The organism is Pseudomonas sp. GM50, assembly GCF_000282375.1.
Lineage (GTDB): Bacteria > Pseudomonadota > Gammaproteobacteria > Pseudomonadales > Pseudomonadaceae > Aquipseudomonas.
Genome location: NZ_AKJK01000005.1, coordinates 48,010 through 72,039, shown reverse-complemented (window position 1 = coordinate 72,039; position 24,030 = coordinate 48,010). Strand labels below are relative to the sequence as shown.

21 protein-coding genes are annotated in these 24,030 nt (G+C 59.9%); 10 read left to right on the top strand and 11 right to left on the bottom strand.

The window, feature by feature from the left end:
- Positions 1 to 62 precede the first annotated feature (62 nt).
- Positions 63 to 458 carry a nuclear transport factor 2 family protein gene (locus tag PMI30_RS28230; RefSeq protein ID WP_008005248.1) on the bottom strand — a complete coding sequence of 132 codons (396 nt, stop codon included), beginning with the start codon at positions 456 to 458 and terminating at the stop codon, positions 63 to 65.
- A gap of 17 nt (positions 459 to 475) precedes the next feature.
- Complete coding sequence (locus tag PMI30_RS28235) at positions 476 to 1,147, bottom strand: DsbA family protein (RefSeq protein ID WP_008005246.1); 672 nt, start codon at positions 1,145 to 1,147, stop codon at positions 476 to 478.
- A gap of 254 nt (positions 1,148 to 1,401) precedes the next feature.
- Between PMI30_RS28235 and PMI30_RS28240 the strand changes: the two genes are divergently transcribed.
- Positions 1,402 to 3,495 carry a TonB-dependent receptor gene (locus PMI30_RS28240; RefSeq protein WP_008005243.1) on the top strand — a complete coding sequence of 698 codons (2,094 nt, stop codon included), beginning with the start codon at positions 1,402 to 1,404 and terminating at the stop codon, positions 3,493 to 3,495.
- A 192-nt stretch (positions 3,496 to 3,687) separates the two neighbouring features.
- On the opposite strand, the gene PMI30_RS28245 is transcribed toward PMI30_RS28240, so the two are convergent.
- The 4 genes from PMI30_RS28245 to PMI30_RS28260 all read right to left on the bottom strand — a co-directional run bounded on the left by PMI30_RS28245 (position 3,688) and on the right by PMI30_RS28260 (position 9,376).
- Positions 3,688 to 3,900, bottom strand: a complete 213-nt coding sequence (locus PMI30_RS28245; protein ID WP_007895252.1) for a hypothetical protein — start codon at positions 3,898 to 3,900, stop codon at positions 3,688 to 3,690.
- A 245-nt stretch (positions 3,901 to 4,145) separates the two neighbouring features.
- Positions 4,146 to 5,252: an agmatine deiminase gene (aguA, locus tag PMI30_RS28250; RefSeq protein WP_008005242.1), complete on the bottom strand. Its 1,107-nt coding sequence runs from the start codon at positions 5,250 to 5,252 to the stop codon at positions 4,146 to 4,148.
- A 3-nt stretch (positions 5,253 to 5,255) separates the two neighbouring features.
- Positions 5,256 to 6,134, bottom strand: a complete 879-nt coding sequence (aguB, locus tag PMI30_RS28255) for an N-carbamoylputrescine amidase (protein WP_007895250.1) — start codon at positions 6,132 to 6,134, stop codon at positions 5,256 to 5,258.
- Between the two features lie 329 nt (positions 6,135 to 6,463).
- Positions 6,464 to 9,376, bottom strand: a complete 2,913-nt coding sequence (locus PMI30_RS28260; RefSeq protein WP_008005238.1) for an aminotransferase — start codon at positions 9,374 to 9,376, stop codon at positions 6,464 to 6,466.
- 177 nt (positions 9,377 to 9,553) lie between these two features.
- Between PMI30_RS28260 and rfbC the strand changes: the two genes are divergently transcribed.
- From rfbC to PMI30_RS28280, 4 genes are all read left to right on the top strand, one after another.
- Positions 9,554 to 10,099, top strand: coding sequence for a dTDP-4-dehydrorhamnose 3,5-epimerase (gene rfbC / locus PMI30_RS28265; RefSeq protein WP_008005237.1), 546 nt, complete (start codon positions 9,554 to 9,556; stop codon positions 10,097 to 10,099).
- 106 nt (positions 10,100 to 10,205) lie between these two features.
- On the top strand, positions 10,206 to 12,014 hold the full coding sequence (locus tag PMI30_RS28270; RefSeq protein ID WP_032834687.1) for a sensor histidine kinase: 1,809 nt from the start codon (positions 10,206 to 10,208) through the stop codon (positions 12,012 to 12,014).
- A complete protein-coding gene (locus tag PMI30_RS28275) occupies positions 12,011 to 13,399 on the top strand; it encodes a sigma-54-dependent transcriptional regulator (RefSeq protein WP_008005235.1) in 1,389 nt (462 codons plus the stop codon). The genes PMI30_RS28270 and PMI30_RS28275 overlap by 4 nt, the downstream gene beginning before the upstream one ends.
- 40 nt (positions 13,400 to 13,439) lie before the next feature.
- Positions 13,440 to 13,898 (top strand): YiiD C-terminal domain-containing protein, encoded by a 459-nt coding sequence (locus PMI30_RS28280; RefSeq protein WP_008005234.1) that lies wholly within the window; start codon positions 13,440 to 13,442, stop codon positions 13,896 to 13,898.
- 168 nt (positions 13,899 to 14,066) lie between these two features.
- Here the strand turns inward: PMI30_RS28280 and cysQ are convergent, their stop codons facing one another.
- Entirely contained in the window at positions 14,067 to 14,900 is an 834-nt protein-coding gene (cysQ, locus tag PMI30_RS28285) for a 3'(2'),5'-bisphosphate nucleotidase CysQ (protein ID WP_008005233.1), read from the bottom strand.
- The gene (gene nudE, locus PMI30_RS28290) at positions 14,897 to 15,463 is read right to left on the bottom strand and encodes an ADP compounds hydrolase NudE (RefSeq protein ID WP_008005232.1); all 567 of its coding nucleotides are present in this window, start codon (positions 15,461 to 15,463) and stop codon (positions 14,897 to 14,899) included. The genes cysQ and nudE overlap by 4 nt, the downstream gene beginning before the upstream one ends.
- An 88-nt stretch (positions 15,464 to 15,551) precedes the next feature.
- Between nudE and yrfG the strand changes: the two genes are divergently transcribed.
- Positions 15,552 to 16,214, top strand: a complete 663-nt coding sequence (gene yrfG, locus PMI30_RS28295) for a GMP/IMP nucleotidase (RefSeq protein ID WP_008005231.1) — start codon at positions 15,552 to 15,554, stop codon at positions 16,212 to 16,214.
- Between the two features lie 126 nt (positions 16,215 to 16,340).
- On the opposite strand, the gene lysM is transcribed toward yrfG, so the two are convergent.
- The gene (gene lysM / locus PMI30_RS28300) at positions 16,341 to 16,781 is read right to left on the bottom strand and encodes a peptidoglycan-binding protein LysM (RefSeq protein ID WP_008005230.1); all 441 of its coding nucleotides are present in this window, start codon (positions 16,779 to 16,781) and stop codon (positions 16,341 to 16,343) included.
- Positions 16,782 to 16,918: 137 nt separating this feature from the next.
- On the opposite strand from lysM, the gene PMI30_RS28305 reads away from it, so the two are divergent.
- From PMI30_RS28305 to PMI30_RS28320, 4 genes are all read left to right on the top strand, one after another.
- A complete protein-coding gene (locus PMI30_RS28305) occupies positions 16,919 to 17,806 on the top strand; it encodes a LysR family transcriptional regulator (RefSeq protein ID WP_007895225.1) in 888 nt (295 codons plus the stop codon).
- A gap of 92 nt (positions 17,807 to 17,898) precedes the next feature.
- Positions 17,899 to 18,738, top strand: coding sequence for a formate dehydrogenase accessory sulfurtransferase FdhD (fdhD, locus tag PMI30_RS28310; RefSeq protein WP_008005229.1), 840 nt, complete (start codon positions 17,899 to 17,901; stop codon positions 18,736 to 18,738).
- A complete protein-coding gene (locus tag PMI30_RS28315) occupies positions 18,735 to 21,083 on the top strand; it encodes an FdhF/YdeP family oxidoreductase (protein ID WP_008005227.1) in 2,349 nt (782 codons plus the stop codon). Before fdhD ends, PMI30_RS28315 begins: the two co-directional genes overlap by 4 nt.
- Positions 21,084 to 21,418: 335 nt before the next feature.
- The gene (locus PMI30_RS28320; protein WP_008005224.1) at positions 21,419 to 21,907 is read left to right on the top strand and encodes a glycine zipper domain-containing protein; all 489 of its coding nucleotides are present in this window, start codon (positions 21,419 to 21,421) and stop codon (positions 21,905 to 21,907) included.
- 70 nt (positions 21,908 to 21,977) lie between these two features.
- Here PMI30_RS28320 and PMI30_RS28325 read toward each other — a convergent pair whose 3' ends face one another.
- Together PMI30_RS28325 and PMI30_RS28330 are read right to left on the bottom strand one after the other, a co-directional pair.
- Entirely contained in the window at positions 21,978 to 22,409 is a 432-nt protein-coding gene (locus PMI30_RS28325; protein ID WP_008005219.1) for an acyl-CoA thioesterase, read from the bottom strand.
- A 176-nt stretch (positions 22,410 to 22,585) separates the two neighbouring features.
- The gene (locus tag PMI30_RS28330) at positions 22,586 to 23,812 is read right to left on the bottom strand and encodes a 3-hydroxyacyl-CoA dehydrogenase (protein WP_008005218.1); all 1,227 of its coding nucleotides are present in this window, start codon (positions 23,810 to 23,812) and stop codon (positions 22,586 to 22,588) included.
- Positions 23,813 to 24,030 lie beyond the last annotated feature (218 nt).

Below are 24,030 nucleotides of genomic sequence, written 5' to 3'. Positions count from 1 at the left end.
CGCCCTTAATAAGGTGTCAATTTCATGAATCGTCTGTAAATAGGCGAAAATCGTCTAAGAAATCACTTGTCAGCGATAGCCAATTGCACGGTGTGGCTGTCGACGAATTGTTCGAAATGCGTGACTTTTCCGTCAGCCAGGGTCCACAAGTGGGCGACCCGAGCATTCATCGGGCGGCCGGTGGCTTTGTAGATGCCGCTGTAATTGCCGTAGGCAAACACCTTGTCGCCTTGTGCGACGTAGTTCTCGACCTTGAACTGAAAATCGTCCCATTCAGTGGCCAAACGCTTGAAGACGTTTTCGACGATGGCATCGAAACCGACGTAGGTGCCGGCGCATGGAAAACCCGCCGCTTCGGTCCAACGAGCGTCGTCGGCCAGCGCCGCGGCGGTGTTGCGCGCATTCTCCTGGGAATTGGCGCCTTCGTAGGTGCTTTTTATCAGGCTCAGGTTATCCATGGTAACTCCAGGTGAATTCAATGGGCGCAGCCGTCGAGGCCACAGACTTGAAGCGCGGATGAAGACTCTTTTACCGCAAGCGACTGGCTCAACCATTGAACGAACGCTTGCGGCTTGCCGAGCCAGGGCCCGATATCGACCAGGGTGAATTGGCCATCCTGCTCCAGTGCGAAAGTCGGAAAACCCTGACCGCCAACATTAGCCAAGAGTGCGCGACTGTCCTTGATATGGCGCTCGGTGTCGGCTTCATTAAATGCCTGTTGGAACGCCTCAGGTTCAAGGCCTGTCTGTGTGGCGAGTTCCAGCAGAACGGCTTCGTCAGCGATGCGTCGACCCTCCATGTAATGAGCGGTCTGCAAACGCCCCAGCAAGACTAGCCCGCGCCCAGCGATCTGCTCGGCGGCCAGCACAGCGGCAATCGGCGGCGCGGAATCGAACACCGCCGTCTCATCGCGCAACAAACCCTCAAAATACGCCTCGCCAAACGGCTGGCCGGTGTACTCGGCGATGCGTCGGTCGTGAGGCATCACGTAGTTACGCAGTTGTGGCGAAACGGTCTGGCGGTTGGCACCGGTCATCATGCCGCCACCGTGGGCGATGACAGGCAACACCGCTTGGGCGGCTTGCACCAATGGTTTGGCGCCGTAGCACCAACCGCACAATGGGTCGTAAATGTAGTGAAGGATCATGGGAAAACTCCGGCAACAAAGTAGGAAAACTCAATGCCGGCAGATTAATCCCCAGACAGTTTCGGAAAAACGCTGGAATGGCTTTCAGTCTGTTTCATGAATCGGTCGAATGACCCCGTTGCACCTTTGTACCAATCACGACATAACTTGAAACAATCAAACAAGAGAACCGTTCAAGAATAGTTAACGAAAGTAAATAGCAAGCATTACCATTCGCGCCCTCGAATTTTTCTACCCTTCCGGATGCGCTTCAGATGCCTGCCCCTTCCCGCCTTACGCCCATCACCCTTGGGCTCTCTGCTTTCCTGTCTGCAGGTTTTACCTGCGCCGCCACGACCGTTTTACCCGAAACCTCGATCAGCGCCGAAGCGCAAGTTGACGATCCACGCGTAAAGGAAACCAGCACCGCGACCCGCACCGCCACCCCGGTGCGTTACGTGCCGCAGGCCATCGATTCGGTGAAAACCGCGAACGTCGTGGATTACGGCACCAACGATCTGGGCACGGCGCTGAGCGGCATCCCCAACGTCAGCAGCGGTGCCGATACCCGCTTCGACAGCCTGCGCATCCGTGGTTTCGACGCCAGCAACGACTTCTACCTCGATGGCATCCGTGACGACAGCCAGTACGTGCGCGACTTGCACAACATCGAACGCATCGAAGTCCTCAAAGGCCCGGCGGCGGTGTTGTATGGCCGTGGCAGCCAGGGCGGGATCGTCAACCGGGTCAGCAAGCTGCCGGAGTTCGGTCGTCGCTCGACCATTGAGGCCCAAGGCGGCAGCGACGATCTGCGCAGCCTGTATGCCGACCTCAGCACCGATCCAAGCGAGAACATCAGCCTGCTCTTGAATATGGGCAACATGGACCAGAACAGTTTTCGCGATGGCGTCAGCGGCAATCGCCAACTGTTCGCGCCGTCGATGAGCTGGCAACTGACGCCCGACCTGAACTGGTTGGTGCAGTACGAATACAGCCGCTACAACCGTACGCCGGATCGCGGCATCCCCGGTGTCAACGGGCGCCCGGCAGACGTAGGAAGGGACACGACCTACGGCAGCGAGCACGATTTCATCGACGACAAGTCGCAATCCCTACGCTCGAAACTCAGCTATGAACTCAGCGACAACTGGCAGCTGCGCCATACCCTGGGTGTATTCAAGCTCAACAGCGATTTCGACAACACTTACCTGACGGGCTATACCCCCGCGACCAACAAGGTCACGCGCCAACACTGGCAGCAGGACCTGACCACCCGCAATGTCTATAACAACGTCGAACTGGAAGGCGGCTTCGATACATTCGGCCTGGAGCATCGCCTGCTGACCGGTATCGAGATCGGCAGCCAGCGTCGCGATCCTACTTTATATAACGCAGCAACCTCCGGGCGTGGTAGTTCGCCGGTACCGGCGCTGGATCTGTACAACCCGAATCGCGACTTGCGCCATACCGGGCGGATGCAGGTGTCTAGCAGCACCCACACTGAAGTCGAAAGCCGTGCGGTGTACGTGCAGGATCAACTGCGTCTGAACGATCAATGGCAACTGCTAGCCGGCTTGCGTTATGACACCTTTGATATCGAATCGACCAACAAGCTGCGGGACATTTCCGAAGATCGCGACAGTCACAGCACCAGCCCGCGCGTAGGCGTGGTTTGGACTCCACTGCACAATCACTCCTTCTACGCGTCCTGGACCAAGACTTTCTCCCCGGTCGGTGGCGGCTTGATCGGCATCACGCCAGGCGCGGCCGGCAACAGCAACGACCTGAGTCCCGAGCTGACCAAGCAGAAGGAAATCGGCGTGAAGAGCGACTGGCTCGACGATCGCCTGAGCACTACGCTGGCGATCTATGAACTGGAACTCTCCAACCGTCGCACCAGCGACCCGAACGATCCAACCGTGACCTTGCTCACCGGCCTGCAACGCTCCCGTGGGATCGAGCTGACCGGTACCGGCAAGATCGCTGGCAACTGGTACGTGCGCGGTGGCGTGGGCGTGCAGGACGCAACAGTCGAGAAGGACAACAACGGCTTCGAAGGCAAACGCATCAGCAACGTCGCCAAGCACAACGGCAGCCTGTTCCTGACCTGGAAACCGGAAATGGGCTGGTACGCCGAAACCGGTTTGACCCTGGTGGGCCAACGTTACGCCGACAACCTCAACACCACCGTACTGCCAGGCTATGGCCGTTGGGATGCGTTGGCCGGGTTCCGGCACAAGGATTGGGATTTGCGGGCGGCGCTGAACAACATCACCGATCGCGAGTATTACTCGTCGGCCACCAGTGCGGCGCAGATCCAGCCGGGCGCACCACGGAGCCTGGTCGTGACCGGAACCTACAGCTTCTAACCACTGCAAAACCTTGTGGGAGCGAGCCTGCTCGCGATGAGGCCATTACATTCAACATATTCGTTGATTGTAAAATTGCCATCGCGAGCAGGCTCGCTCCCACAGTTAATTTTCAGTGATTACAAAAAAACTTCGCCCATAAAAAAGCGCCGCCTTCCCGGCAGCGCTTTTATCAATCCGTTGTTTTTCTTCTTATCCTTCCATCACATCCCACAGTGCTTCCAGTTCCGCCTCACTGAATAAACCAGCGGGGTAGCGCTCGATCATCATCCGGCGCGGATCAGGTTCCCTGATCTGACGCGTTCCATTGGACTTCAACCACTGCGCCAAGACCTGGAGCGATTCGCTGTTAACTGCCAGGGGATGCATTGCGTGCTCGCTCACGACGTTCATTTCGGCGTTCATCTCAGCGCTCTCTCCTGGTTTGTGAGCGGCTAACTTATCCAAGGTTTATGACAGAACATCGAAGTTCTCTCCCTCCCCATGTTGCGCCAACGAAGATACAAGAGCTGTGCCAATGTTTTCGAAGTGTCGACAAGTGGATACAAAAAAGCCCGCGGTCCTGACGGGCTGCGGGCTTTGTGTGAAATAACGAGGCTAAATCGTTGCTCAAACGATTCTTCAAGCAACTCAGGCTGTTACAACCTCACTCACTCCTTGTGCGGCGCGGGCTGTTGTTGGGTAAGGCAGTGGATGTTACCGCCCCCCAGTAACAGTTCGCGACCCGGCACCATGACCACTTCGTGTTGCGGGAACAATGCCTGCAAAATCTCTTTGGCCGGACCGTCCAATGGATCATCGAAGCTCGGCGCGATGATGCCGCCATTGACGATCAGGAAGTTCACGTAAGAGCCGGCCAGACGAACCGTTGGATTACGTTCCTGAGTGCCATCTACAGGATCCACGCCAGCACACTCGTCTTCGGTCGCGTACAGCGGCCCAGGAATCGGCATCTTGTGCACCGTGAATGGGCGCCCTTTGGCATCGGTGCTGTTTTGCAGCACGTTCATTGCCGCCTGGCAGCGCGGATAGTTCGGGTCCTGCGGGTCGTCGGTCCAGGCCAGCAGTACTTCGCCCGGACGCACGTAGCAGCAGAAGTTATCCACATGGCCGTCGGTTTCGTCGTTGAACAAACCGTCCGGCAGCCAAATGATCTTATCCACAGCCAGATTGGCGCTGAGCACCGCTTCGATTTGCGCACGGTCCATATGCGGATTGCGATTGCGGTTGAGCAAGCATTCTTCGGTAGTGATCAGGGTGCCTTCGCCATCGACATGGATCGAGCCGCCCTCGAGCACAAAACCTTCCGTGCGGTAGCGCGGGCTGCGCTCGATTTCGAGGATCTTGCCCGCCACCTGCGAGTCACGGTTCCACGGCGAATACAGACCACCGTCGAAACCGCCCCAGGCATTGAAATCCCAATCCACACCGCGGACTTCGCCACCGTTGTTGATGACGAACGTCGGACCAGTATCCCGAACCCAAGCGTCATCGCTGGACATCTCCACCAAACGAATATTCGGCACGTCGAGACGGGCGCGAGCATTTTCGTACTGGCCGGCGGAAACCGCCACGGTCACCGGTTCGAAACGCGCGATGGCCTTGGCCACCGCCACATGCGCGGCTTGCGCCGGTTTGCCGCCCAGGCGCCAGTTGTCCGGGCGCTCGGGCCAGACCATCCAGGTCTGGGTCTGTGGTGCCCATTCGGCGGGCATGTAAAAGCCGTCGGTGCGAGGGGTGCTGTTCAAAGTGGTCATGGTTCAGGACTCCAGGGAACCGTCGAGGGTTTTGATCGCGCCGTACAGGTTTGGGCGACGGTCACGGAACGAGCCCCATGCGCTGCGGATGTGTTCCAGCTCATCGAGGTCGAAACTGTGAACCAGAATGCCTTCTTCTGTTTCGTTCAGCTCCTGGACTTTCTCGCCAAACTGGTTGGCAATGAACGACGAGCCGTAGAAGGTAATGTCGTAGCCGTCCTGCTCTTCGTTGCCGATGCGGTTGCTGGCGATCAGCGGCATCAGGTTGGCGCCGGCATGGCCTTGTTGCACGCGCTGCCAATGGTCGCGGGACGAAATGGTCTTGTCGTGTGGCTCGCTGCCGATGGCGGTCGGGTAGAACAGGATTTCCGCGCCTTGCAGCGCCATGCTGCGGGCGCACTCAGGGAACCACTGATCCCAGCAGATGCCCACGCCGATTTTCGCGTAACGGGTGTTCCAGACTTTGAAGCCGGTATCACCCGGGTTGAAGTAGTACTTTTCGTGATAGCCAGGGCCATCCGGGATATGGCTTTTACGATAAATCCCGAGGTTGCTGCCGTCGGCATCGATGATCGCGATGCTGTTGAAACGCGCGCGGCCGGCCAGCTCGTAGAAGCTGATTGGCAGAACAACCTGCAGCTCTTTGGCGACCTTCTGGAAATGCTTGATGGCGACGTTGTCTTCTACCGTCGTGGCCAGCTGCAGGTAGTCAGGGTTCGGTTTCTGGCAGAAGTACGGCGCCTCGAACAGCTCCTGGATCAGGATGATTTGCGCGCCTTTCGCCGCGGCCTCACGGACCCGCTTTTCAGCGGTCTCGATGTTGGCTTCAAGGTCCCAGGAACAGGCCATCTGGGTAGCGGCGACGGTAACGATACGGCTCATGAATCATCTCCTGGGCAAGTGCTGAGGGTCGAGGGTGGCATCGACCGATGACAGAAAGAGGCAGCACCGGGCGTGGTTCATCCACACCGTGGGCAGTGGCGACTTTATAGCCGATAAAAATCGGCTTTTAAAGCGATAAATATTCTTTCTGTCTAAAATACTCCACTTAAACCCGATAACAATCGATATTTATGCATGCCTTTATGACGCTTTCGCGGGCAAGTCGGATCGCCGCACCGCTCGCTCCTACGGATTTATGTCGTTCGCGGAATATGCGCACGACACAGACCTGTAGGAGCGAGGCTTGCCCGCGAAAGCGATCTCAAGTCTTACAACCCTTCGTCCAACACCTTCGACAGCATGTCGACGAAGAAATCCACGCTCTGACGCGAGGTAACCATCGGCGGTTTGATCTTGAGGATGTTCAGGTAATCACCCGTCGGCTGCATGAAGATCCCCAACTCACGAAGGCGATCGCACAACGCCGTGGTTTCTTCAGTCGCGGGCTCCAGGGTTTCTCGATTGCGGATCAACTCCACGCCCAGATAAAAACCGGAGCCATGCACCGCCCCCACCAACGGATGTCGGTCGATCAACGCTTCAAGACGTTCCTTGAAATACCTGCCCACGACCTGGGCGTTTTCCCAGAGTTTTTCTTCTTCCATCACATCCAGCACTGCCATGCCGATCCGGCAACTGACCGGGCTGCCACCGGCCGACGAGAAGAAGTAACCCTCGGCTTCCAGCGCTTCAGCAATCTCCCGTCGGGTAATGACTGCGCCCAACGGCTGGCCGTTACCCATGCCTTTGGCCATGGTGATGATGTCCGGCACCACGCCCTGCTCTTCGAAGCCCCAGAAGAATTTGCCCATGCGGCCGTAACCGACCTGCACTTCGTCGGCGATGCACACCCCGCCCTGAGCGCGGACCAGTGCATAAACCTGCTTCAAATAACCCGGCGGCAACGAGATACCGCCGGCATTGCCGTACACCGGCTCGCAGATGAAACCGGCTAACTGGCGTTTCTGCTCGGCGATTTTCGCCAGGTTGTGTTCGACGCTGCGCACGTAGTCCGGTGCGCTGTCGACGCCACGAAATTCACCGCGATAGGTGTTCGGCGCGGTCACCGGATGCACCCAGTCCGGACGGCTGCTCAAGGCCTTGGGGTTGTCGGCAATCGAGGTCGAAACCGCGTCCGCCGCCACTGACCAGCCGTGATAAGCCTCCAGCACGCTGAGCATGTCGCGACCGCCGCTGTAGGCCCAAGCCAGACGGATCGCCAGGTCATTGGCCTCGGTGCCGCTGTTGACCAGAAATACTCGATCCATGTTTTCAGGTGCCAGCTTCAGCAAGCGCTCGGAAAACTCGGCAATCGCCGCGTAGTGAAAACGCGAGTTGGTGTTGAGCAACGACCACTGTCGACTGGCAACGGCGGCCATGCGCGGATGGCCATGCCCCAGGACCGCGACGTTGTTGAGCATGTCGAGGTAAGAACGGCCCTGCATGTCGATCAGGTGATTGCGCCAACCGCGCTCGATACGCGGCGGGTCGACGTAATAGTGCTTCTGGGAGCGAGCGAAACTCGCGTCACGGCGGGCCAGCAATGTCTGCGGGTCGAGTTCTTCTTCTGCATCACAGGCCAGGCCCAGCAACACGGCAGGTGAAGGACACAATGCCTGCCAGGCTGCCGCGCGCGAAGGTGTGCAAAACAACGGCGCGTCGAGCTGAGCGCTTCGACACAATTGCACAATCAACGGCCCGCTGACCGAACCCAGCACTTGGCCTTTGACCAGCGCCGCGCTACTGCGTACCGACGGGGTCACACCCCACAATCGGACACTGAGCTCTGGGCCGTCCAGTTGCAGCAGGTTCTCTCCTTCGATATGGATAACCCCGGCAAACGGCGCTTCGACCGCCGTGCCGTCGGGCACTCGCAATGCAACGTGTAACGGGAAAGTATCCGGTTCGCTGGCACAGTCCGGCCGAGTGCGGGACAAACGATACTGGCCATATCGACTGGCCGCCAGACCATGAGCCGCGGCGGCTTGCGTCAACAAACGCAGATCGATCCCTTGCTGCTCCCAGTTACCAGCCTCGAAATGCGGACTGAGCACGCCCAGATCGATCAACGCAAATTCACGCCCCACCAGACTCGGCAACAATGGCGCGAAACCCTCGCTGCCGATGCTCGGCAGGCTTTGACCGACTGCCGTAAGAATCGCCGCCTCCATCAACGCCAACGGCACCGATGTGGCAACACGGAAAATTTCCCACTCATGGGTCAGGTTGTCACGACTGTACTCATTGCCCGGATCGATGCTGACCTGCTGTTCCCCACTCAGCACCAGCACCGCCGAACGCGCAACGATCAGCGGCCAGAGCGCCAGCAATTCTTCATGCTGCAACGGATTGGCCGCGTGATAAGCCCGAACCGCCGGCAAAATGTAGAACGGATCGCCATCGGCATGGTGCAGCAGCGCGGCGCAAGTCACCGACAGATCGGTGATCCGCCAGGTTCGAACCAGATCGCCGAAATCGATGACGCCCTGCAACTGCCATTGGCGCTGCGAATCTCGCTGCCAGACTACGTTGTCGTCGGTGATGTCCATGTGAATCGCCTGCACCGGCAGCTTGTCCACCAAGGGCTGCAAATGGCGCTCGGCTTGTTCGGCCGCTTCAGCAATCAACGCCCGTTGCCGCTCATCCTTGATCACCGGCAGCAAATGCGCGATCAACGCATTGGCGTGGCGGGCGTCCCATTGAAGGGTGCGCTCAAGGCCCGGATGATCGAAACCAGCCAGTGCCAGGTCCATTTCGCCGCAGAGCCGACCGAAACCTGCAACCACTGAATGGCTTAGATGATCGAGATGCGTCAGGGATTGGCCGTCGATGTAATCAAGCAGGCGCATGTGCACCGCCTGCCCCCCAACCTCCAGAGAGAGAAGGTCTGCACCATTCCTGGCCGGGACCACTCGCGGCACCTGCATGCCGGGATGTTCAGCCAGATGCTTGAGCCCTGCGTGCTGGGCTTGCAGCTCCAGCGCCGAATAATCGCCACGGCAGATTTTCAGGACAAAACGCCCCTGGTCACTGTCGACCCGGTAGTTGAGATCCTGTTGGCTACCAAGCGTCTGCAACCGCCCACTCAGCCCATAATGTTCCTCCAGCAGCTCAAGCGCTTGCGCCGCAGACACGTGCGGGCTGGGCAAACTGGCGCGGTGAATCAACGTGGCGAGTGGCATACAACGACCCCTGAAATTTTATTAGGCGCTTATATCGCCACTGCTTCGGGCGATACGCAACCCCTTCCTGGTGGGCGCAAATCAAATGCCCGCACAACTCTCTTCACCGTCCCACTCGCACCCGCCGCCACTTTGCGTGAGAATGTCGGCCATCACGCCTATTGCCGGAGAAACACCATGAATATAGTCACCACCGACCTGCCCGGTGTTCTGATCATCGAACCCAAGGTATTTGGTGACGAGCGCGGCTTCTTCTACGAGAGCTTCAACGCCAAGGCTTTCCAGGAAGCAACTGGTCTGGACACCCAATTCGTTCAGGACAACCATTCCCGCTCGCAAAAAGGCGTACTGCGCGGCCTGCATTACCAACTGGAAAACACCCAGGGCAAACTGGTCCGGGTCACCGCCGGTGAAGTGCTGGACGTGGCGGTGGATATTCGCCGCAGCTCGCCGCATTTCGGCAAATGGGTCGCTGTGCGTCTGTCCGCCGACAACCATCGCCAACTCTGGGTGCCGGAAGGTTTTGCCCATGGTTTCGTGGTGTTGAGTGATTTCGCCGAGTTCCTCTACAAAACCACCGACTACTACACTCCGTCGGCCGAGCGCAGCATTCGCTGGGACGATCCGGACCTGGGCATTGACTGGCAGCTGGACGAAGCACCGAAACTGTCGGCCAAGGATCAGTGCGCCGCGTTCTTCAAGGACGCTGAAGTCTTTTCCTGAATTCCTGTGTGAATTTTCACCGCCAGCGCGCACTTGATCCCAGGTGCGCAGACTGCGCCCGCAAGCCTAGGCATAATGCGTCTGTACCCACAGGCGCTTGATGCTCATGACTCCGACCCTTCCCCGCAGACCTCGCTGGCGCAGCCTGGCGCTACTCGCGTTGTGCCTGGCGCCCTTGTTGTGGCCGCTGGAGCATCTGGCCGAGCGTTACTACCGCAGCGAACTGGCCGGACAGAACCGTCAGACCCTCGACCTCTATGTCGCCAACCTGCTGGGCACCCTGCACAGGTATGAAGTATTGCCGCAGATTCTCGGCGAGCTGCCTGCTCTGCGTGCGACATTGGCCGCACCCGACGAGGGTGTGGTTCAAGGTAATGCCAATCGCCTGCTGAAAAACATCAGTGCCCAGACCGGCGCCGAAGTCATGTACCTGATGGACACCACGGGCAAGACCCTGGCGGCCTCCAACTGGGACAAACACGACAGCTTTGTCGGCCGCAATTTCTCCTTCCGTCCTTATTTCAGTGAAGCCATGGCCGGGCGTCTGGGGCGCTTCTTCGGCCTGGGCACCACCTCCGCCAAGCGGGGTTACTTCTTCGCGGCGGCGATACGTGATCGCGAAAAAATCATCGGCGTGCTGGTGGTCAAGGTCGACCTCGACCACACCGAAAGCCTCTGGGGTAAAACCCCGGAACAACTGTTGGTCACCGACCACAATGGCGTGGTCATCCTCACGTCGCGGCCAGAGTGGCGTTTCCGCTCGACCCGCCCATTGAGCGACCCGGAGCGCGAGGCCATCACCGCGATTCAACCCTATCCAACCCGCGATCCCAAGCCGTTGAATCTGGACGCCAACGCCTGGCTGACCCAAACCCGGCAGATCGAAGAAACCGGTTGGAGCGTCAGTATCCTTGCGCCGCGCACCCTGATCGACCGCCCGGTACGCACAGTCGTGGCTATCGGCGGCGCAACGCTGCTGGTATTGATGCTGCTGCTCGGCCTGATGATGCAACGCCGGCGCCATTACCTGGAGCGGATCGCCTTCGAAGGCAAGGCCCGCCACGAACTGGAGGGCCGGGTCGCCGAACGGACCAGCGACCTCGAAGGCCTCAACCGCCGACTGAAGCAGGAAGTGCTGGAGCGCGAACACGCTCAGCAGGAATTGGTGCGAGCTCAGGATGACCTGGTGCAGGCCGGCAAGCTCTCGGCGCTGGGGACGATGTCGGCGAGCATCAGCCATGAGCTCAACCAACCGCTGGCGGCAATCCGCAGCTACGCGGAAAACGCCGAAGTGCTGCTCGATCATCAGCGCACCGAGGATGCTCGCGGCAACCTCAAGCTGATCAGCGAATTGACCGGGCGCATGGCCTCGATCATCGCCCACCTGCGTGCCTTCGCCCGGCGTGATCGCCACGCCCCGGAAAGTGTTGCCCTGCAACCGGCACTGGACGATGCGCTGGCGTTACTGGCCAAGCGTCGGCGCAGCATGGAAGTCGAGCTGATCCGTGACCTGCCGGCTGCCACCCTATGGGTCGAGGCCGGGGAAACCCGTCTGCGCCAGGTACTCGGCAACCTGCTGGCCAATGCCCTCGATGCCCTGACGGAAAAAGGCCCGCCGCGTAAACTCTGGTTGAGTGCCGAGTCCACCGTCGACGGCGTCAATCTGTACATTCGCGACAACGGCCCCGGGTTCTGCCTGGAAGCACTGGGTCGTGCCGGCGAGCCCTTCTACACCACCAAGACCCGCACTCAGGGGCTTGGCTTGGGGCTGGCGATCTGCGACACCCTGATGCGCGCCTTTGGTGGTGAACTGTCGTTCTCCAACCACAAGGAAGGCGGCGCCCTGATTACCCTGAAGCTGCGCGCAGGCGCACCGGGCGTGAGCCTGCAACCGTCCGAGGACCGAAGTGCATGACCATCGACAACCGCATCCAGGTCGTGTTGATCGACGACGATCCTCACCTGCGCCAAGCCCTGAGCCAGACCCTGGACCTGGCCGGCCTGAAGATCCTGCCGCTCGCTGAAGCCAAAGGCCTGGCCGGGCAACTGGAACGTGACTGGCCGGGCGTGGTGGTCAGTGACATCCGTATGCCGGGCATGGACGGTCTCGAACTGCTGACTGAACTCCACACCCAGGACCCGGAGCTGCCGGTGCTGCTGATCACCGGCCACGGCGATGTGCCTCTGGCGGTACAAGCCATGCGCGCCGGGGCCTATGACTTTCTGGAAAAACCTTTCGCCAGCGACGCCCTGCTCGACAGCGTGCGTCGTGCCCTGGACCTGCGCCGGCTGGTGCTGGACAACCGCAGCCTGCGCCTGGCCCTGAGCGATCGCAACGAACTGAGCGCTCGACTGGTCGGGCAATCGGCGCCGATGCTGCGCCTGCGTGAACAGATCGGTGCCTTGGCGGCGACCAAGGCCGACGTGCTGATCCTCGGCGAAACCGGTGCAGGCAAGGAAGTGGTGGCCCGCGCGCTGCACGACCTGTCGAGTCGGCGTAACGGCCCATTCGTGGCGATCAACGCCGGGGCCTTGGCCGAGTCGGTGGTGGAAAGCGAGCTGTTTGGTCACGAGCCCGGAGCCTTCACCGGCGCGCAGAAGCGTCGCATCGGCAAGTTCGAATTTGCCAATGGCGGTACGTTGTTCCTCGATGAAATCGAAAGCATGAGCCTGGATGTGCAGGTGAAACTGCTGCGCTTGCTGCAAGAGCGGGTCGTCGAGCGCTTGGGCGGCAACCAGCTGATCCCGCTGGACATCCGCATCATCGCCGCGACCAAGGAAGACCTGCGTCAATCCGCCGATCAGGGCCGCTTCCGTGCCGACTTGTATTACCGCCTGAACGTCGCCCCGCTGCGTATTCCGCCGCTGCGCGAGCGGGGTGAAGATGCGCTGATGCTGTTCCAGCATTTCGCTGATGAAGCCAGTGCCCGTCACGGTTTGCCACCCCACGAATTGCAACCGGGACACCGGGCGCTACTGCTGCGCCATACCTGGCCAGGCAACGTGCGAGAACTGCAGAACGCCGCCGAACGCTTTGCCCTGGGTCTGGAACTGGCGCTGGACAACAATGCGCCGGATGGCGGCGTCGGCAGCACAATTGAGGTGGTCAGCGGCGGCCTGAGCGAGCAAGTGGAGAACTTCGAGAAGAGCTTGATTGCCGCCGAACTGGCGCGCTCGCACAGCTCCGTGCGCAGTCTCGCCGAAGCGCTCGGAATTCCGCGCAAAACCTTGCATGACAAACTGCGCAAGCATGGTCTGAACTTCGCCGGCGCCAGCAGCCACACTGACGACCTTGATTGAGCTACCGTAAATTCATCCCCTTCAAACAAAAGGCCCGTGAATGAACCGCGACAGTCGTCACCTGGAATCGATCCTCCATTCTGACATCCCCCTCACGCGGGATATGGGCCTCAAAGTGCTCGACTGGCACGATCAGCAACTGCGCCTGCACCTGCCGCTTGCGGCCAACGTCAATCACAAGAGCACCATGTTCGGTGGCAGTCTGTATTGCGGCGCGGTGCTGGCCGGCTGGGGCTGGCTGCATTTGCGTTTGCGTGAAGAAGGCATCATCGAAGACGGGCACATCGTGATTCAGGAAGGGCAGATCAGCTATCCGCTACCGGTTACTACAGACGCGACGGCGATTTGCCAGGCACCGAGTGCGGCGGTGTGGAAGAAGTTTCTGGCGATGTATCAGCGGTACGGGCGGGCGCGGTTGACGCTGCATTCACGGATTGTGAATGCCGGGAGTGAAGAAGATGCAGTGAAGTTCGTGGGGCAGTACGTGCTGCACCGCTAGGTGTCAGGGCCAACGCAAACCCTGTGGCGAGGGGGCTTGCCCCCGTTCGGCCGCGCAGCGGTCGCCATTCAGACAATGGGGGGTAACTGATATTTCGCGGTGGCTGGACTTGGGGCCGCTGCGCAGCCCAACGGGGGCAAGCCCCCTCGCCACAGGGGTACGGCGTACTCAGGAACGTGCGAGTTTCAGCAGTTTCTCCCGCCAAGCCGCCTTGGCCGGCAGCGCCAGGAAAAACTCATTCAGCAGCGACTCCCGCGCCGGATAGCAGAACGGCTCACCGCTCAAATCCAACACCTCACCGCCCGCACCTTCCAGCACGCCTTGCGCAGCCGCCGTGTCCCACTGCGAAGTCGGCGCCAACCGCGGATAACAATCCGCCGCCCCTTCCGCCAGCAGGCAAAATTTCAGCGAACTGCCGATATTCGCCAGTTGCAGCTCACCCAAACTGTCACTCAACCCCGCGAGTAACCGCTCCTGCTCAGGGCTCGAATGCCGACGACTGGCAACCACCGTGAAGGCTGCGCCCGCAGCCGGAACCTCGCGAACCTGAATCGGCAATGGCTCGGTACCTTTATCGCCACGCCAGGCACCCAACCCGGTACCGCCGACATAAAAGCGCCCGTTGGTCGGCATCGACACCACGCCAAACACCACCCGCCCCTGCTCGATCAGCGCAATGTTGACGGTGAACTCTTCGCTGCCGGAAATAAACTCCTTGGTCCCGTCCAACGGATCGACCAGCCACCAGCGCTGCCACCCGGCGCGCACGCTCTGGGGGATATTGGCGTCCTCTTCGGACAGCACCGGAATGCTCGGGTCCAGCGCCGTCAGCCCGGCCAGAATCACATGATGAGCGGCCATGTCGGCGGCGGTGACCGGGGAATCATCGGCCTTTGCAGTCACGGCAACGTTGACGCGCCAGAACGGCAGGATCGCCTCGCCAGCCTTCAAAGCCAGTTCAACGACTGGCGCCATCAACGGATGGGGAAAATTCAAGTTCACGGCAAAAACACCCCACGCTGAGTCAGTAAGTCACGGGCAAGATACAGCGCGGCCAAGGCACGGCCTTCGGTGAATCGCGGGTTCTGCGCCAGGGACGACAATTCACGCAGGTTGATTTTATCCACCCCCATCGGCTCAGGCTCATCACCTTCCAGGCGTTCTTCGTACAGGTCGGTGGCCAGCACCACCTGGATCTTCTGGCTCATGTAGCCGGGTGACAACGACAACTCGGTCAGATGTTCCAGCTGCCGCGCGCCATACCCGGCCTCTTCCATGAGCTCTCGCTCGGCCGCCGCCAGTACATCTTCGCCCGGTTCGATCAAGCCTTTGGGCAGGGACAGTTCATAGGCATCGGTGCCGCCGCAGTATTCCTCCACCAACACCGCGTGGTCCGCGTCGAGCATCGCCACGATCATCACCGCGCCATGACCAGTGCCTTTGCCGACCAGACGCTCGTAAGTACGCTCCACGCCATTGGAAAAGCGCAATTTCAGCTCTTCGACGCAGAACAAACGGCTGGTGGCGACGATCTCGCGAGCGAGTACGGTGGGTTTCTGGCGCATGGGAGGCTCCTTGGCGTAAGCGGGTTACTATACCCGGCCTATCCTGATTGTTTATCCCGGATATCTTTTTTACCGCTGGAGAAGTTTTATGTCCCTGCTGCCCTGGCATGACATCGATACCGTTTTGCTGGATATGGACGGCACGCTGCTGGACCTTTACTACGACAACCATTTCTGGATGGAGCACCTGCCCCAGCGTTATGCCGAGCTGCACGGGGTGAGCCGGGCCATGGCGGAGCTGGAGTTGCAGCCGCTGTTCGAACGCAATGCCGGTCAGTTGCAGTGGTACTGCCTGGACTTCTGGAGCGCCGAGCTGAAGCTGTCGGTGCGCGAACTGAAACTGGAAACCGCGCACCTGATCGCCCTGCGTCCGGATGCAGACACTTTTCTGGCCGCGATCAAACGGGCCGGCAAACGCGTGGTACTGATCACCAACGCCCACCGCGACTCGCTGTCATTGAAGCTGGAGCGAATTGAACTGGCGCCGTATTTCGAACGCTTGATCAGCTCTCACGATTACGGTTTCCCCAAGGAAAACCCGCAATTCTGGGATGCCTTGCAGGCCGACATCGGCTTCGATCCGGCGCGCAGTCTGTTTATCGACGATACGTTGCCGATTCTGCGCAGTGCGCGCAATTTTGGCGTGGCGCATCTGCTGGCCGTGAGCGAGCCAGACAGCCGCAAAGGGCCGAAGGACACGGCCGAGTTTGCGGCGGTGGGGGATTATCGGGAGCTCATCGCAGGGCTCTGATACCGAGTCGTCTGCTTCGCGGGCAAGCCTCGCTCCTACGGATTTACGTCGTTCGCGGAGTATGCGCACGACACAGACCTGTAGGAGCGAGGCTTGCCCGCGAAAGCCAACACACGGTCTTGAACCTTACTCAGGAATCCGCAACACCTGCCCCGGATAGATTTTGTCCGGGTGCGACAGCATTGGTTTGTTGGCCTCGAAGATTTTGTTGTACTTGTTCGCGTCGCCGTATTCGGCCTTGGAAATCGCGCTGAGGGTGTCGCCCTTTTTCACTGTAACGAAGCGAGCGGCCTTCGCCACCGGCCCGGTCACCGTGATCTGGTCATCCACGCTACCGACACCGGCAATATTGCCCACGGCCAACAGAATCTTTTCCTTCTCTTCCTGACTCGCCACTTCACCGGTGACGATGACTTTGTCGCCCTCGATGGTCGCCTGAACATTCGGATTACCCAGGCCGACCTTGCTGATGTGTTCCTTCAACTGCTCACTGGCATTCGCATTGCCAGGCGTCAGCAGATCAATAAGTTTTTCGCCTGCTTCTTTCACAAAGCTAAAAATACTCATGGTGCATTCTCCTTGGGATTTAGGTTCCAGACGCCAAAGACTAGACCAGCCTTGAGAAGACCGGCTCCCAGCCGACCAATGACCCAACCCCGCGCAGGCGGTAGAATCGCGAACCTTGCCCGCGCCCTGGAGCGAAGATGGACATCAAGCAGCTCAAATTCCTCATCGCTCTCGACGAAACCCGGCACTTCGGTCAGGCCGCCGCGCGTTGTCACATCACCCAACCGACCCTGTCCATGCGCCTGCGCAGCCTCGAAGAAGAACTCGAACTGCCGCTGGTCAATCGTGGCCAGCGTTTCGAAGGTTTTACCGCGCCGGGCGAGCGTGTGCTGGCATGGGCACGTACGGTGCTGGCGGCCTACGACGGTTTGCAGGCCGAAGCGGCAGCCTGTCGCGGCAACCTCGTGGGTACGTTGCGCCTGGGCGTGGTGCCGCTGTCGAGTTTCGACCCGGTACCGCTGATGCATCGCCTGCACGCCGAGCACCCGAACCTGCGCTTCGAACTCTCGGCCCTGAGTTCCGAGCAGATCCTCGAACAGCTGGCGAACAACCGTCTCGACCTCGGCGTGTCGTACCTGGAGCGTCTGGACGGTGAGCGTTTTGACTCCCTGGCCTTCAGCGAAACCCGCATGGGATTGCTTTACGATCAGCGTTTCTTCAGTTTCGGCGACGCGCCCTTAAGCTGGAAATCGTTGATTGAACTGCCGCTGGGCATGCTCACCAGCGGCATGCATTTTCGCCAGTCCATCGACCATAACTTCCACAGTCGTGGCTTGGCCCCCCAACCGTTGCTGCAAACCGATTCGGTTCACCAATTGTTACAAGCAGTACACGGCGGTCTGTGTTGCGCCGTGATGCCGCTGGATGGTGGCCTCGAAAATCTTACCGATCACTTGCGCCTCCAACCCATCGAAAGCGCCCAGACCCTCGCCCGGCTGGGGCTGATCATGCGTCGCAGTGCTCCACGTTCGGCGCTCGCAGAAGCCTGTTTCGCGATCTATCAGCAATCACCGACAGACTCTTGATCGACCCCATCTATCGGCAGATCAGTAATAGCAATTAGACGCGACAAGTTGACACGCCTAGTCTTAAAGCTGACCAAACCGTTGGTGAGCCCATGAACGCCAAGCGCCCTGCCCGCGCGGCGCCTGCCGTTGAAACGCCCGCGACCGCCGCAAGCCAGACGTACAGTTACTGCAACCTTGAATACACCGAATCGGCCAGCACCGCGCTGGCCGAGGAAGTCGCGTTGGCAATTGCCTATAACGGCATCAGCCAGGCGGTCATGTTGGTGACGCCAACGGATCTTGAAGACTTCATCGTCGGCTTCAGCCTCGGCAGCGGCATCATCGAAGACGCTTCAGATATCTACGACCTGCAACTCAGTGGCACAGGTTCGGCGCAATACGCGCAAGTGACCATCGCCAATCGCGCCTTCTGGAACCTCAAGCAGCAGCGTCGGCAACTGGCTGGCACCAGCGGTTGCGGGCTCTGTGGCGTGGAAGCGGTGGAGCAAGCGCTGCCCGACCTCAAAGTATTGCCTGGCGCCCCGCTGCCCCCGGCCGAATGGCTGGACGGCCTGCGCCAACGCATCGGCGAATTTCAGCCGCTGGGCCAACATTGCGGCGCGGTGCATGCAGCGGTGTTCATGAACGGCAATGGCGAATTGCTGCTGGGCCGTGAAGATATCGGTCGACACAATGCCCTCGACAAGCTGATCGGCGGGTTGATCCGCCAGAAAATCCCGACCACTGGCGGCCTGGCGATCGTCACCAGCCGTTGCAGCCTTGAATTGATCCAGAAAGTTTTACGCGCCGGCATCCAGACCCTGGTCAGCCTGTCGTCGCCCACGAGCCTTGCCGTGCAATGGGCCCGTCGACATAACCTCAACCTCATCCACCTGCCGCAGAAAAGTGCGCCGCGGGTCTACAGCCCCGCGACGGAGAATCAAGCGTGAGTCAACATCGTCAAGCCGACCAGAAACCCGTCCCACGCTACAAGCCCTACAAAGGCCCAGCCGGTGGCTGGGGCGCGCTGATCAGCGTCGCCCAGGCCTGGTTGACCAGCGATAACGCGCTGAAAAACCTCCGCATAATGCTCAAGACCAACCAGAACGGCGGCTTCGACTGCCCCGGTTGCGCCTGGGGTGATTCTCCGGAAAAAGGCATGGTGATGTTTTGCGAGAACGGCGCCAAAGCGGTGAATTGGGAAGCGACCAAACGCCGTGTCGACGCTGCTTTTTTCGCCAAACACAGCGTCAGCTCGCTGCTGGAGCAGAGCGACTACTGGCTTGAATATCAGGGCCGCCTGACCGAGCCGATGAGCTACGACGCCGAGACCGACCGCTACAAACCCATCAGCTGGGATGACGCCTTCGCGCTGATCGGCAAACATTTGCAGGGTCTGTCGAGCCCGGACCAAGCCGAGTTCTACACCTCGGGCCGCGCCAGCAACGAAGCGGCGTACCTCTATCAACTGTTCGTGCGCGCCTTCGGCACCAACAACTTTCCCGACTGCTCGAACATGTGCCACGAAGCCAGCGGTGTGGCGCTGGCGCAAAGTGTCGGCGTTGGCAAAGGCACTGTGACCTTCGATGATTTCGAACACGCCGATGCGATTTTTGTCTGGGGCCAGAACCCCGGCACCAACCACCCGAGGATGCTCGAACCTCTGCGCGAAGCAGTGAAACGCGGCGCTCAGGTAGTGTGCGTCAACCCGCTGAAAGAACGCGGCCTGGAACGCTTCCAGCACCCGCAGCACCCGTTGGAAATGCTCACCAACGGCGACAAGCCGACCAACACCGCCTACTTCCGCCCGGCACTGGGCGGCGACATGGCGGTGCTGCGCGGCATGGCGAAGTTCCTGCTGCAATGGGAACGCGATGCGCAGAAGACCGGCGCCCCGGCGGTGTTCGATCACGACTTCCTCAATGAACATGCGGTCAACGTGCTGGAATACATGGGCGTCATCGACGACACCCCATGGGAGCAGATCGTCGAGCAGTCCGGTCTGACCCTGGTGGAGATCGAGCAAGCGGCGCGCATGTACGCCAAAGGCAAGAACGTGATCATGTGCTGGGCCATGGGCATTACCCAGCATCGTCATTCGGTGGCGACCATCCAGGAAATCGCCAACCTGATGCTGCTGCGCGGCAACATCGGTCGACCGGGTGCCGGTCTGTGCCCGGTGCGTGGTCACAGCAATGTGCAGGGCGACCGAACGATGGGCATCAACGAACGTCCGCCGGTGGCGTTCCTCGATTCTCTGGAGCGTCGCTTCCAATTCAAAGTGCCGCGTGAAAACGGCCACAACGTGGTCGAGGCGATTCACGCCATGGCCGACGGCCGATCAAAAGTCTTCATCGGCCTGGGCGGCAACTTCGCCCAAGCCACCCCGGACAGCCCACGGACCTTCCAGGCCTTGAACAACTGCGACCTGACCGTGCAGATCAGCACCAAGCTCAACCGCAGCCATTTGGCCCATGGTAAAGACGCGCTGATCCTGCCGTGCCTGGGCCGTACCGACATCGATGTCCAGACCGAAGGCGCTCAAGCGGTAACCGTGGAAGACTCGTTCAGCATGGTCCACGCCTCCAACGGTCAGCTGCAGCCGCTGTCGAACCAGATGCGCTCGGAGCCTGCAATCATCGCCGGCATCGCCGCCGCGACCCTGGGCAGCAAACCGGTGGACTGGAACTGGCTGGTGGCCGATTACAGCCGCATCCGCGACCTGATCGCCGACACCATTCCGGGCTTTCGGGACTTCAACGAGAAAATCCAGAACCCGGGTGGTTTCTACCTGGGCAACAGCGCCGGCGCACGTCGCTGGAATACCCCGTCGGGGCGGGCCAATTTCCGTGCGAACATTCTGCCCAAAGACCTGGTGCACGAACGCACCCGCGCTACCGGCGTACTGCCGGACCTGATCATGCAGTCGATGCGCTCCCACGATCAGTACAACACCACGATTTATGGTCTTGATGACCGTTATCGCGGGGTGAAAGGTCAGCGGAATGTGATGTTCGTCAATGAAGCCGACATCATTCGCCTGGGGTTCAAGCCAGGACAGAAGGCGGACATCGTGTCGATCTGGGATGATGGCCGTGAGCGTCGGGTGAAGGGTTTCACGCTGCTGGCGTTTGATATTCCTGCCGGGCAAGCGGCCGCTTACTATCCGGAAGTGAACCCGCTGGTGCCGCTGGAAAGCACCGGGGATGGCAGCCATACGCCGACGTCGAAGTTTGTGGCGATTCGGTTGGAAGCGGCGAGTGAGACTGGGTTGATCATGGCCAAGTCGGCTTGACGTGGCAGCAGGTATGGCCTCTTCGCGGGCAAGCCTCGCTCCTACAGATTTTCGCCCTGCAAGGGACACGCAATCTGTAGGAGCGAGGCTTGCCCGCGAAGGCGTCAGACCTGAAAACTGATAGACGAGCACTTTCCGATCGCCCACAAAAAAGGCCGTTTTTATATAAAAACGGCCTTTGCGAAGTAGTTAAAGACCGGCGAAAAACAGTTAAGTTCCACCCAAAAAACAGTAACTTATAGAATTGTGCTCAAGTCGTGTTACTCGTCGGATTTCGATTGTCACAACCATGACACAGCCTCAGGATCGCGCCGTCATCCCCTTGAGGTTCCTCTATGAAGTTCTCCTCGATTCTCTTGTTGTCCCTTGGCCTGGTCAGTGGCTTCGCTTCTGCTGGCGGCACCACCGAAGCAGGTGTGGGCGGCGCATTGGGCGGGGTTCTTGGCTCGGTCGTCGGTCAATCGCTAGGCGGCAATACAGGTTCAACCATTGGCGCGGCCCTGGGCGGCGCGGGTGGTAGCGCAGTCGGCGCAGACAAACGCAGCCGTGGCGAAGCCGCCATTGGCGGTGCGCTGGGCGCAGCAGGCGGTAACGTGGTCGGCCGCAGCATGGGCGGCACCACCGGCAGCCTGATCGGTTCCGCAGCAGGCGGCGGCGCCGGTGGCGCGCTGGGTAACTACATGGGCAACAAGAGCGATGACGACGATGATCGTCGTTCCCATCGTCGTGGTTATGACGATGATGATCGTCGCTACTACCGTGGCCACCCGGGTCGCGGCCATGCCTATGGCCATCGCAAGCATAAGCATCGCTATCGCGACTGAGGCTTGAATCGCCCCCGTTTACCGGTAGATCAAAAAATCGCAGCCCTCGGGCTGCGATTTTTTTTGCCCCTCAAACCGCCAGTCGTTCCAATGCCCCGCGCAATCCGGCAGGAATCGCCATCGGTTGATTCGACGCCCGATCCACGAACACATGCACGAAGCGCCCTGCCGCACAGGCTTCATCTTCTCCAGCCTTGAACACCGCCAATTCGTATTGCACCGAGCTATTGCCCAACTTGCCGACCCGCAGGCCGATCTCGATCCGGTCCGGAAAAGCGATAGAGGCAAAGTAGTCGCAAGCCGAACTCACCACAAAACCCACCACTTCGCCGTCATGGATATCCAGGCCGCCGACTTCGATCAGGTAGGTGTTCACCGCCGTGTCGAAGAAGCTGTAGTAGGTGACATTGTTGACGTGACCGTAGGTGTCATTGTCGTGCCAGCGAGTGGTGATGGACTGGAAGTGCGGGTAGTCGGTGCGTTGGGGCATCGGGTTGGACATCAGTGTTGGTTCCTGGAGTTGGACAGCGAGTCTAAAGCGAAAACCGCGTTATCGTTCTTCGCGAGCAAGCCCGCTCCCACATTGGATCTCGGTCGAACACAAAACCTGTGATCAATGAAGATCCAGTGTGGGAGCGGGCTTGCTCGCGAAGGGGCCTTCACAGACGCCACATAAAATCACACGTCAGCGAACCCTCGCCCCTCTGCCGCCAACTCACCAATCAACCGCGCCGGCGCCCAGTGATCGCCCTGCTTGGTCTCAAGCTGCAACAACCGCAGATGAATATCTTCCAACCCTTGCTGATCCGCCCAGGCCATCGGCCCGCCCTTCGCCGCCGGGAAGCCATAACCGTTGAGGTAGACCAGATCGATGTCGTGCGCCGACGTCGCAATACCTTCCTGAAGAATCTTCGCCCCTTCGTTGACCAGCGCCAGCAGACAACGCTCTAGAACCTCTTCAGGGCCGATCTCACGACGCTGGAACCCCAACTCTTCGCTGACTTCCAGTACCAGCGCATCGACTCCCACATCGTGCTCAGCCTGGCGACTGCCCGGTTCGTAGTGGTAATACCCGTCGCCACTCTTCTGACCGAAACGCCCCAGCTCGCACAAGCGGTTGTCCACTTGAACTTCCGGCGCGTCCTGGCCCTTGCCAGCCAGCTCCCGAGCACGCCATTCCAGATCGATGCCGACCACGTCGTACATGCGGAACGGCCCCATGGCGAAACCAAAACCTTGCAGCGCCGCATCCACCTGATAAGGCAAAGCGCCCTCCAGCAGCATCTTGCGCGCTTCGAGCACGTAGGGATGCAGCATGCGGTTGCCAATGAAACCGTGGCAGTTGCCCGACACCACGCTGACCTTGCCCATGCGCTGGCCTAGCGCCAGGGCTGCATCAAGCACCGCCGGCGCCGTCTGGGCTCCGCGCACGATCTCCAACAATTTCATGATGTGCGCCGGGCTGAAGAAATGCAGGCCCAAGACCTGTTGCGGACGGCGAGTGGCAGCGGCAATGGCGTCAATGTCCAGCGCTGAGGTATTGCTGGCCAGAATCGCTTCAGGTTTGAGCAGGCCGTCGAGTTCGCGGAAGATCTTCTGTTTCAGCTCGAGGTTTTCGTAAACCGCTTCGATGACCAGATCGACATCGCGGATCGCCGCGTAATCGGCAGGCGCCGTCACCCGTGCAATGCGCGCATCGGCCTCGGCCTGATCGATCCGTCCCTGACGCACGTTGTGGGCGTAAGTCTCAGCCACGCTGGCCAGCGCTTGTTCAAGCATCTGCGGATTGTTATCGACCCATTGCACCGGCACCCCGGCGTCGGCCAGGCACATGACAATGCCACGGCCCATGGTGCCCGCACCGATCACGGCGGCGCGCTGAATATCGAACGGTGTCTGGCTCATGGTTGTTCTCTTGTTAGCGATCCAAAGACAGTCCTCACCATAGTCAGGCGCCGGGCTTTTTTGAAATTTATTCCTGTGATGAGCGACATTCAGGGGATGGATGTGCCATTCATTGCGGGAAGCCCATTCCCACAACCGCTATCTGCTCTGGGGACCCAGAACTCAGGAAGAATCACAAAGGAGTGAACCAGGCCCAAATGAGCGCTAGCCAACAACTT

Excerpts from the sequence above, each read along its gene's own strand:
- PMI30_RS28230 (WP_008005248.1), bottom strand. The coding sequence starts at position 458 with ATGGATAACCTGAGCCTGATAAAAAGCACCTACGAAGGCGCCAATTCC.
- PMI30_RS28235 (WP_008005246.1), bottom strand. The coding sequence starts at position 1,147 with ATGATCCTTCACTACATTTACGACCCATTGTGCGGTTGGTGCTACGGC.
- PMI30_RS28240 (WP_008005243.1), top strand. The coding sequence starts at position 1,402 with ATGCCTGCCCCTTCCCGCCTTACGCCCATCACCCTTGGGCTCTCTGCT.
- PMI30_RS28245 (WP_007895252.1), bottom strand. The coding sequence starts at position 3,900 with ATGAACGCCGAAATGAACGTCGTGAGCGAGCACGCAATGCATCCCCTG.
- aguA (WP_008005242.1), bottom strand. The coding sequence starts at position 5,252 with ATGACCACTTTGAACAGCACCCCTCGCACCGACGGCTTTTACATGCCC.
- aguB (WP_007895250.1), bottom strand. The coding sequence starts at position 6,134 with ATGAGCCGTATCGTTACCGTCGCCGCTACCCAGATGGCCTGTTCCTGG.
- PMI30_RS28260 (WP_008005238.1), bottom strand. The coding sequence starts at position 9,376 with ATGCCACTCGCCACGTTGATTCACCGCGCCAGTTTGCCCAGCCCGCAC.
- rfbC (WP_008005237.1), top strand. The coding sequence starts at position 9,554 with ATGAATATAGTCACCACCGACCTGCCCGGTGTTCTGATCATCGAACCC.
- PMI30_RS28270 (WP_032834687.1), top strand. The coding sequence starts at position 10,206 with ATGACTCCGACCCTTCCCCGCAGACCTCGCTGGCGCAGCCTGGCGCTA.
- PMI30_RS28275 (WP_008005235.1), top strand. The coding sequence starts at position 12,011 with ATGACCATCGACAACCGCATCCAGGTCGTGTTGATCGACGACGATCCT.
- PMI30_RS28280 (WP_008005234.1), top strand. The coding sequence starts at position 13,440 with ATGAACCGCGACAGTCGTCACCTGGAATCGATCCTCCATTCTGACATC.
- nudE (WP_008005232.1), bottom strand. The coding sequence starts at position 15,463 with ATGCGCCAGAAACCCACCGTACTCGCTCGCGAGATCGTCGCCACCAGC.
- yrfG (WP_008005231.1), top strand. The coding sequence starts at position 15,552 with ATGTCCCTGCTGCCCTGGCATGACATCGATACCGTTTTGCTGGATATG.
- lysM (WP_008005230.1), bottom strand. The coding sequence starts at position 16,781 with ATGAGTATTTTTAGCTTTGTGAAAGAAGCAGGCGAAAAACTTATTGAT.
- PMI30_RS28305 (WP_007895225.1), top strand. The coding sequence starts at position 16,919 with ATGGACATCAAGCAGCTCAAATTCCTCATCGCTCTCGACGAAACCCGG.
- fdhD (WP_008005229.1), top strand. The coding sequence starts at position 17,899 with ATGAACGCCAAGCGCCCTGCCCGCGCGGCGCCTGCCGTTGAAACGCCC.
- PMI30_RS28320 (WP_008005224.1), top strand. The coding sequence starts at position 21,419 with ATGAAGTTCTCCTCGATTCTCTTGTTGTCCCTTGGCCTGGTCAGTGGC.
- PMI30_RS28325 (WP_008005219.1), bottom strand. The coding sequence starts at position 22,409 with ATGTCCAACCCGATGCCCCAACGCACCGACTACCCGCACTTCCAGTCC.
- PMI30_RS28330 (WP_008005218.1), bottom strand. The coding sequence starts at position 23,812 with ATGAGCCAGACACCGTTCGATATTCAGCGCGCCGCCGTGATCGGTGCG.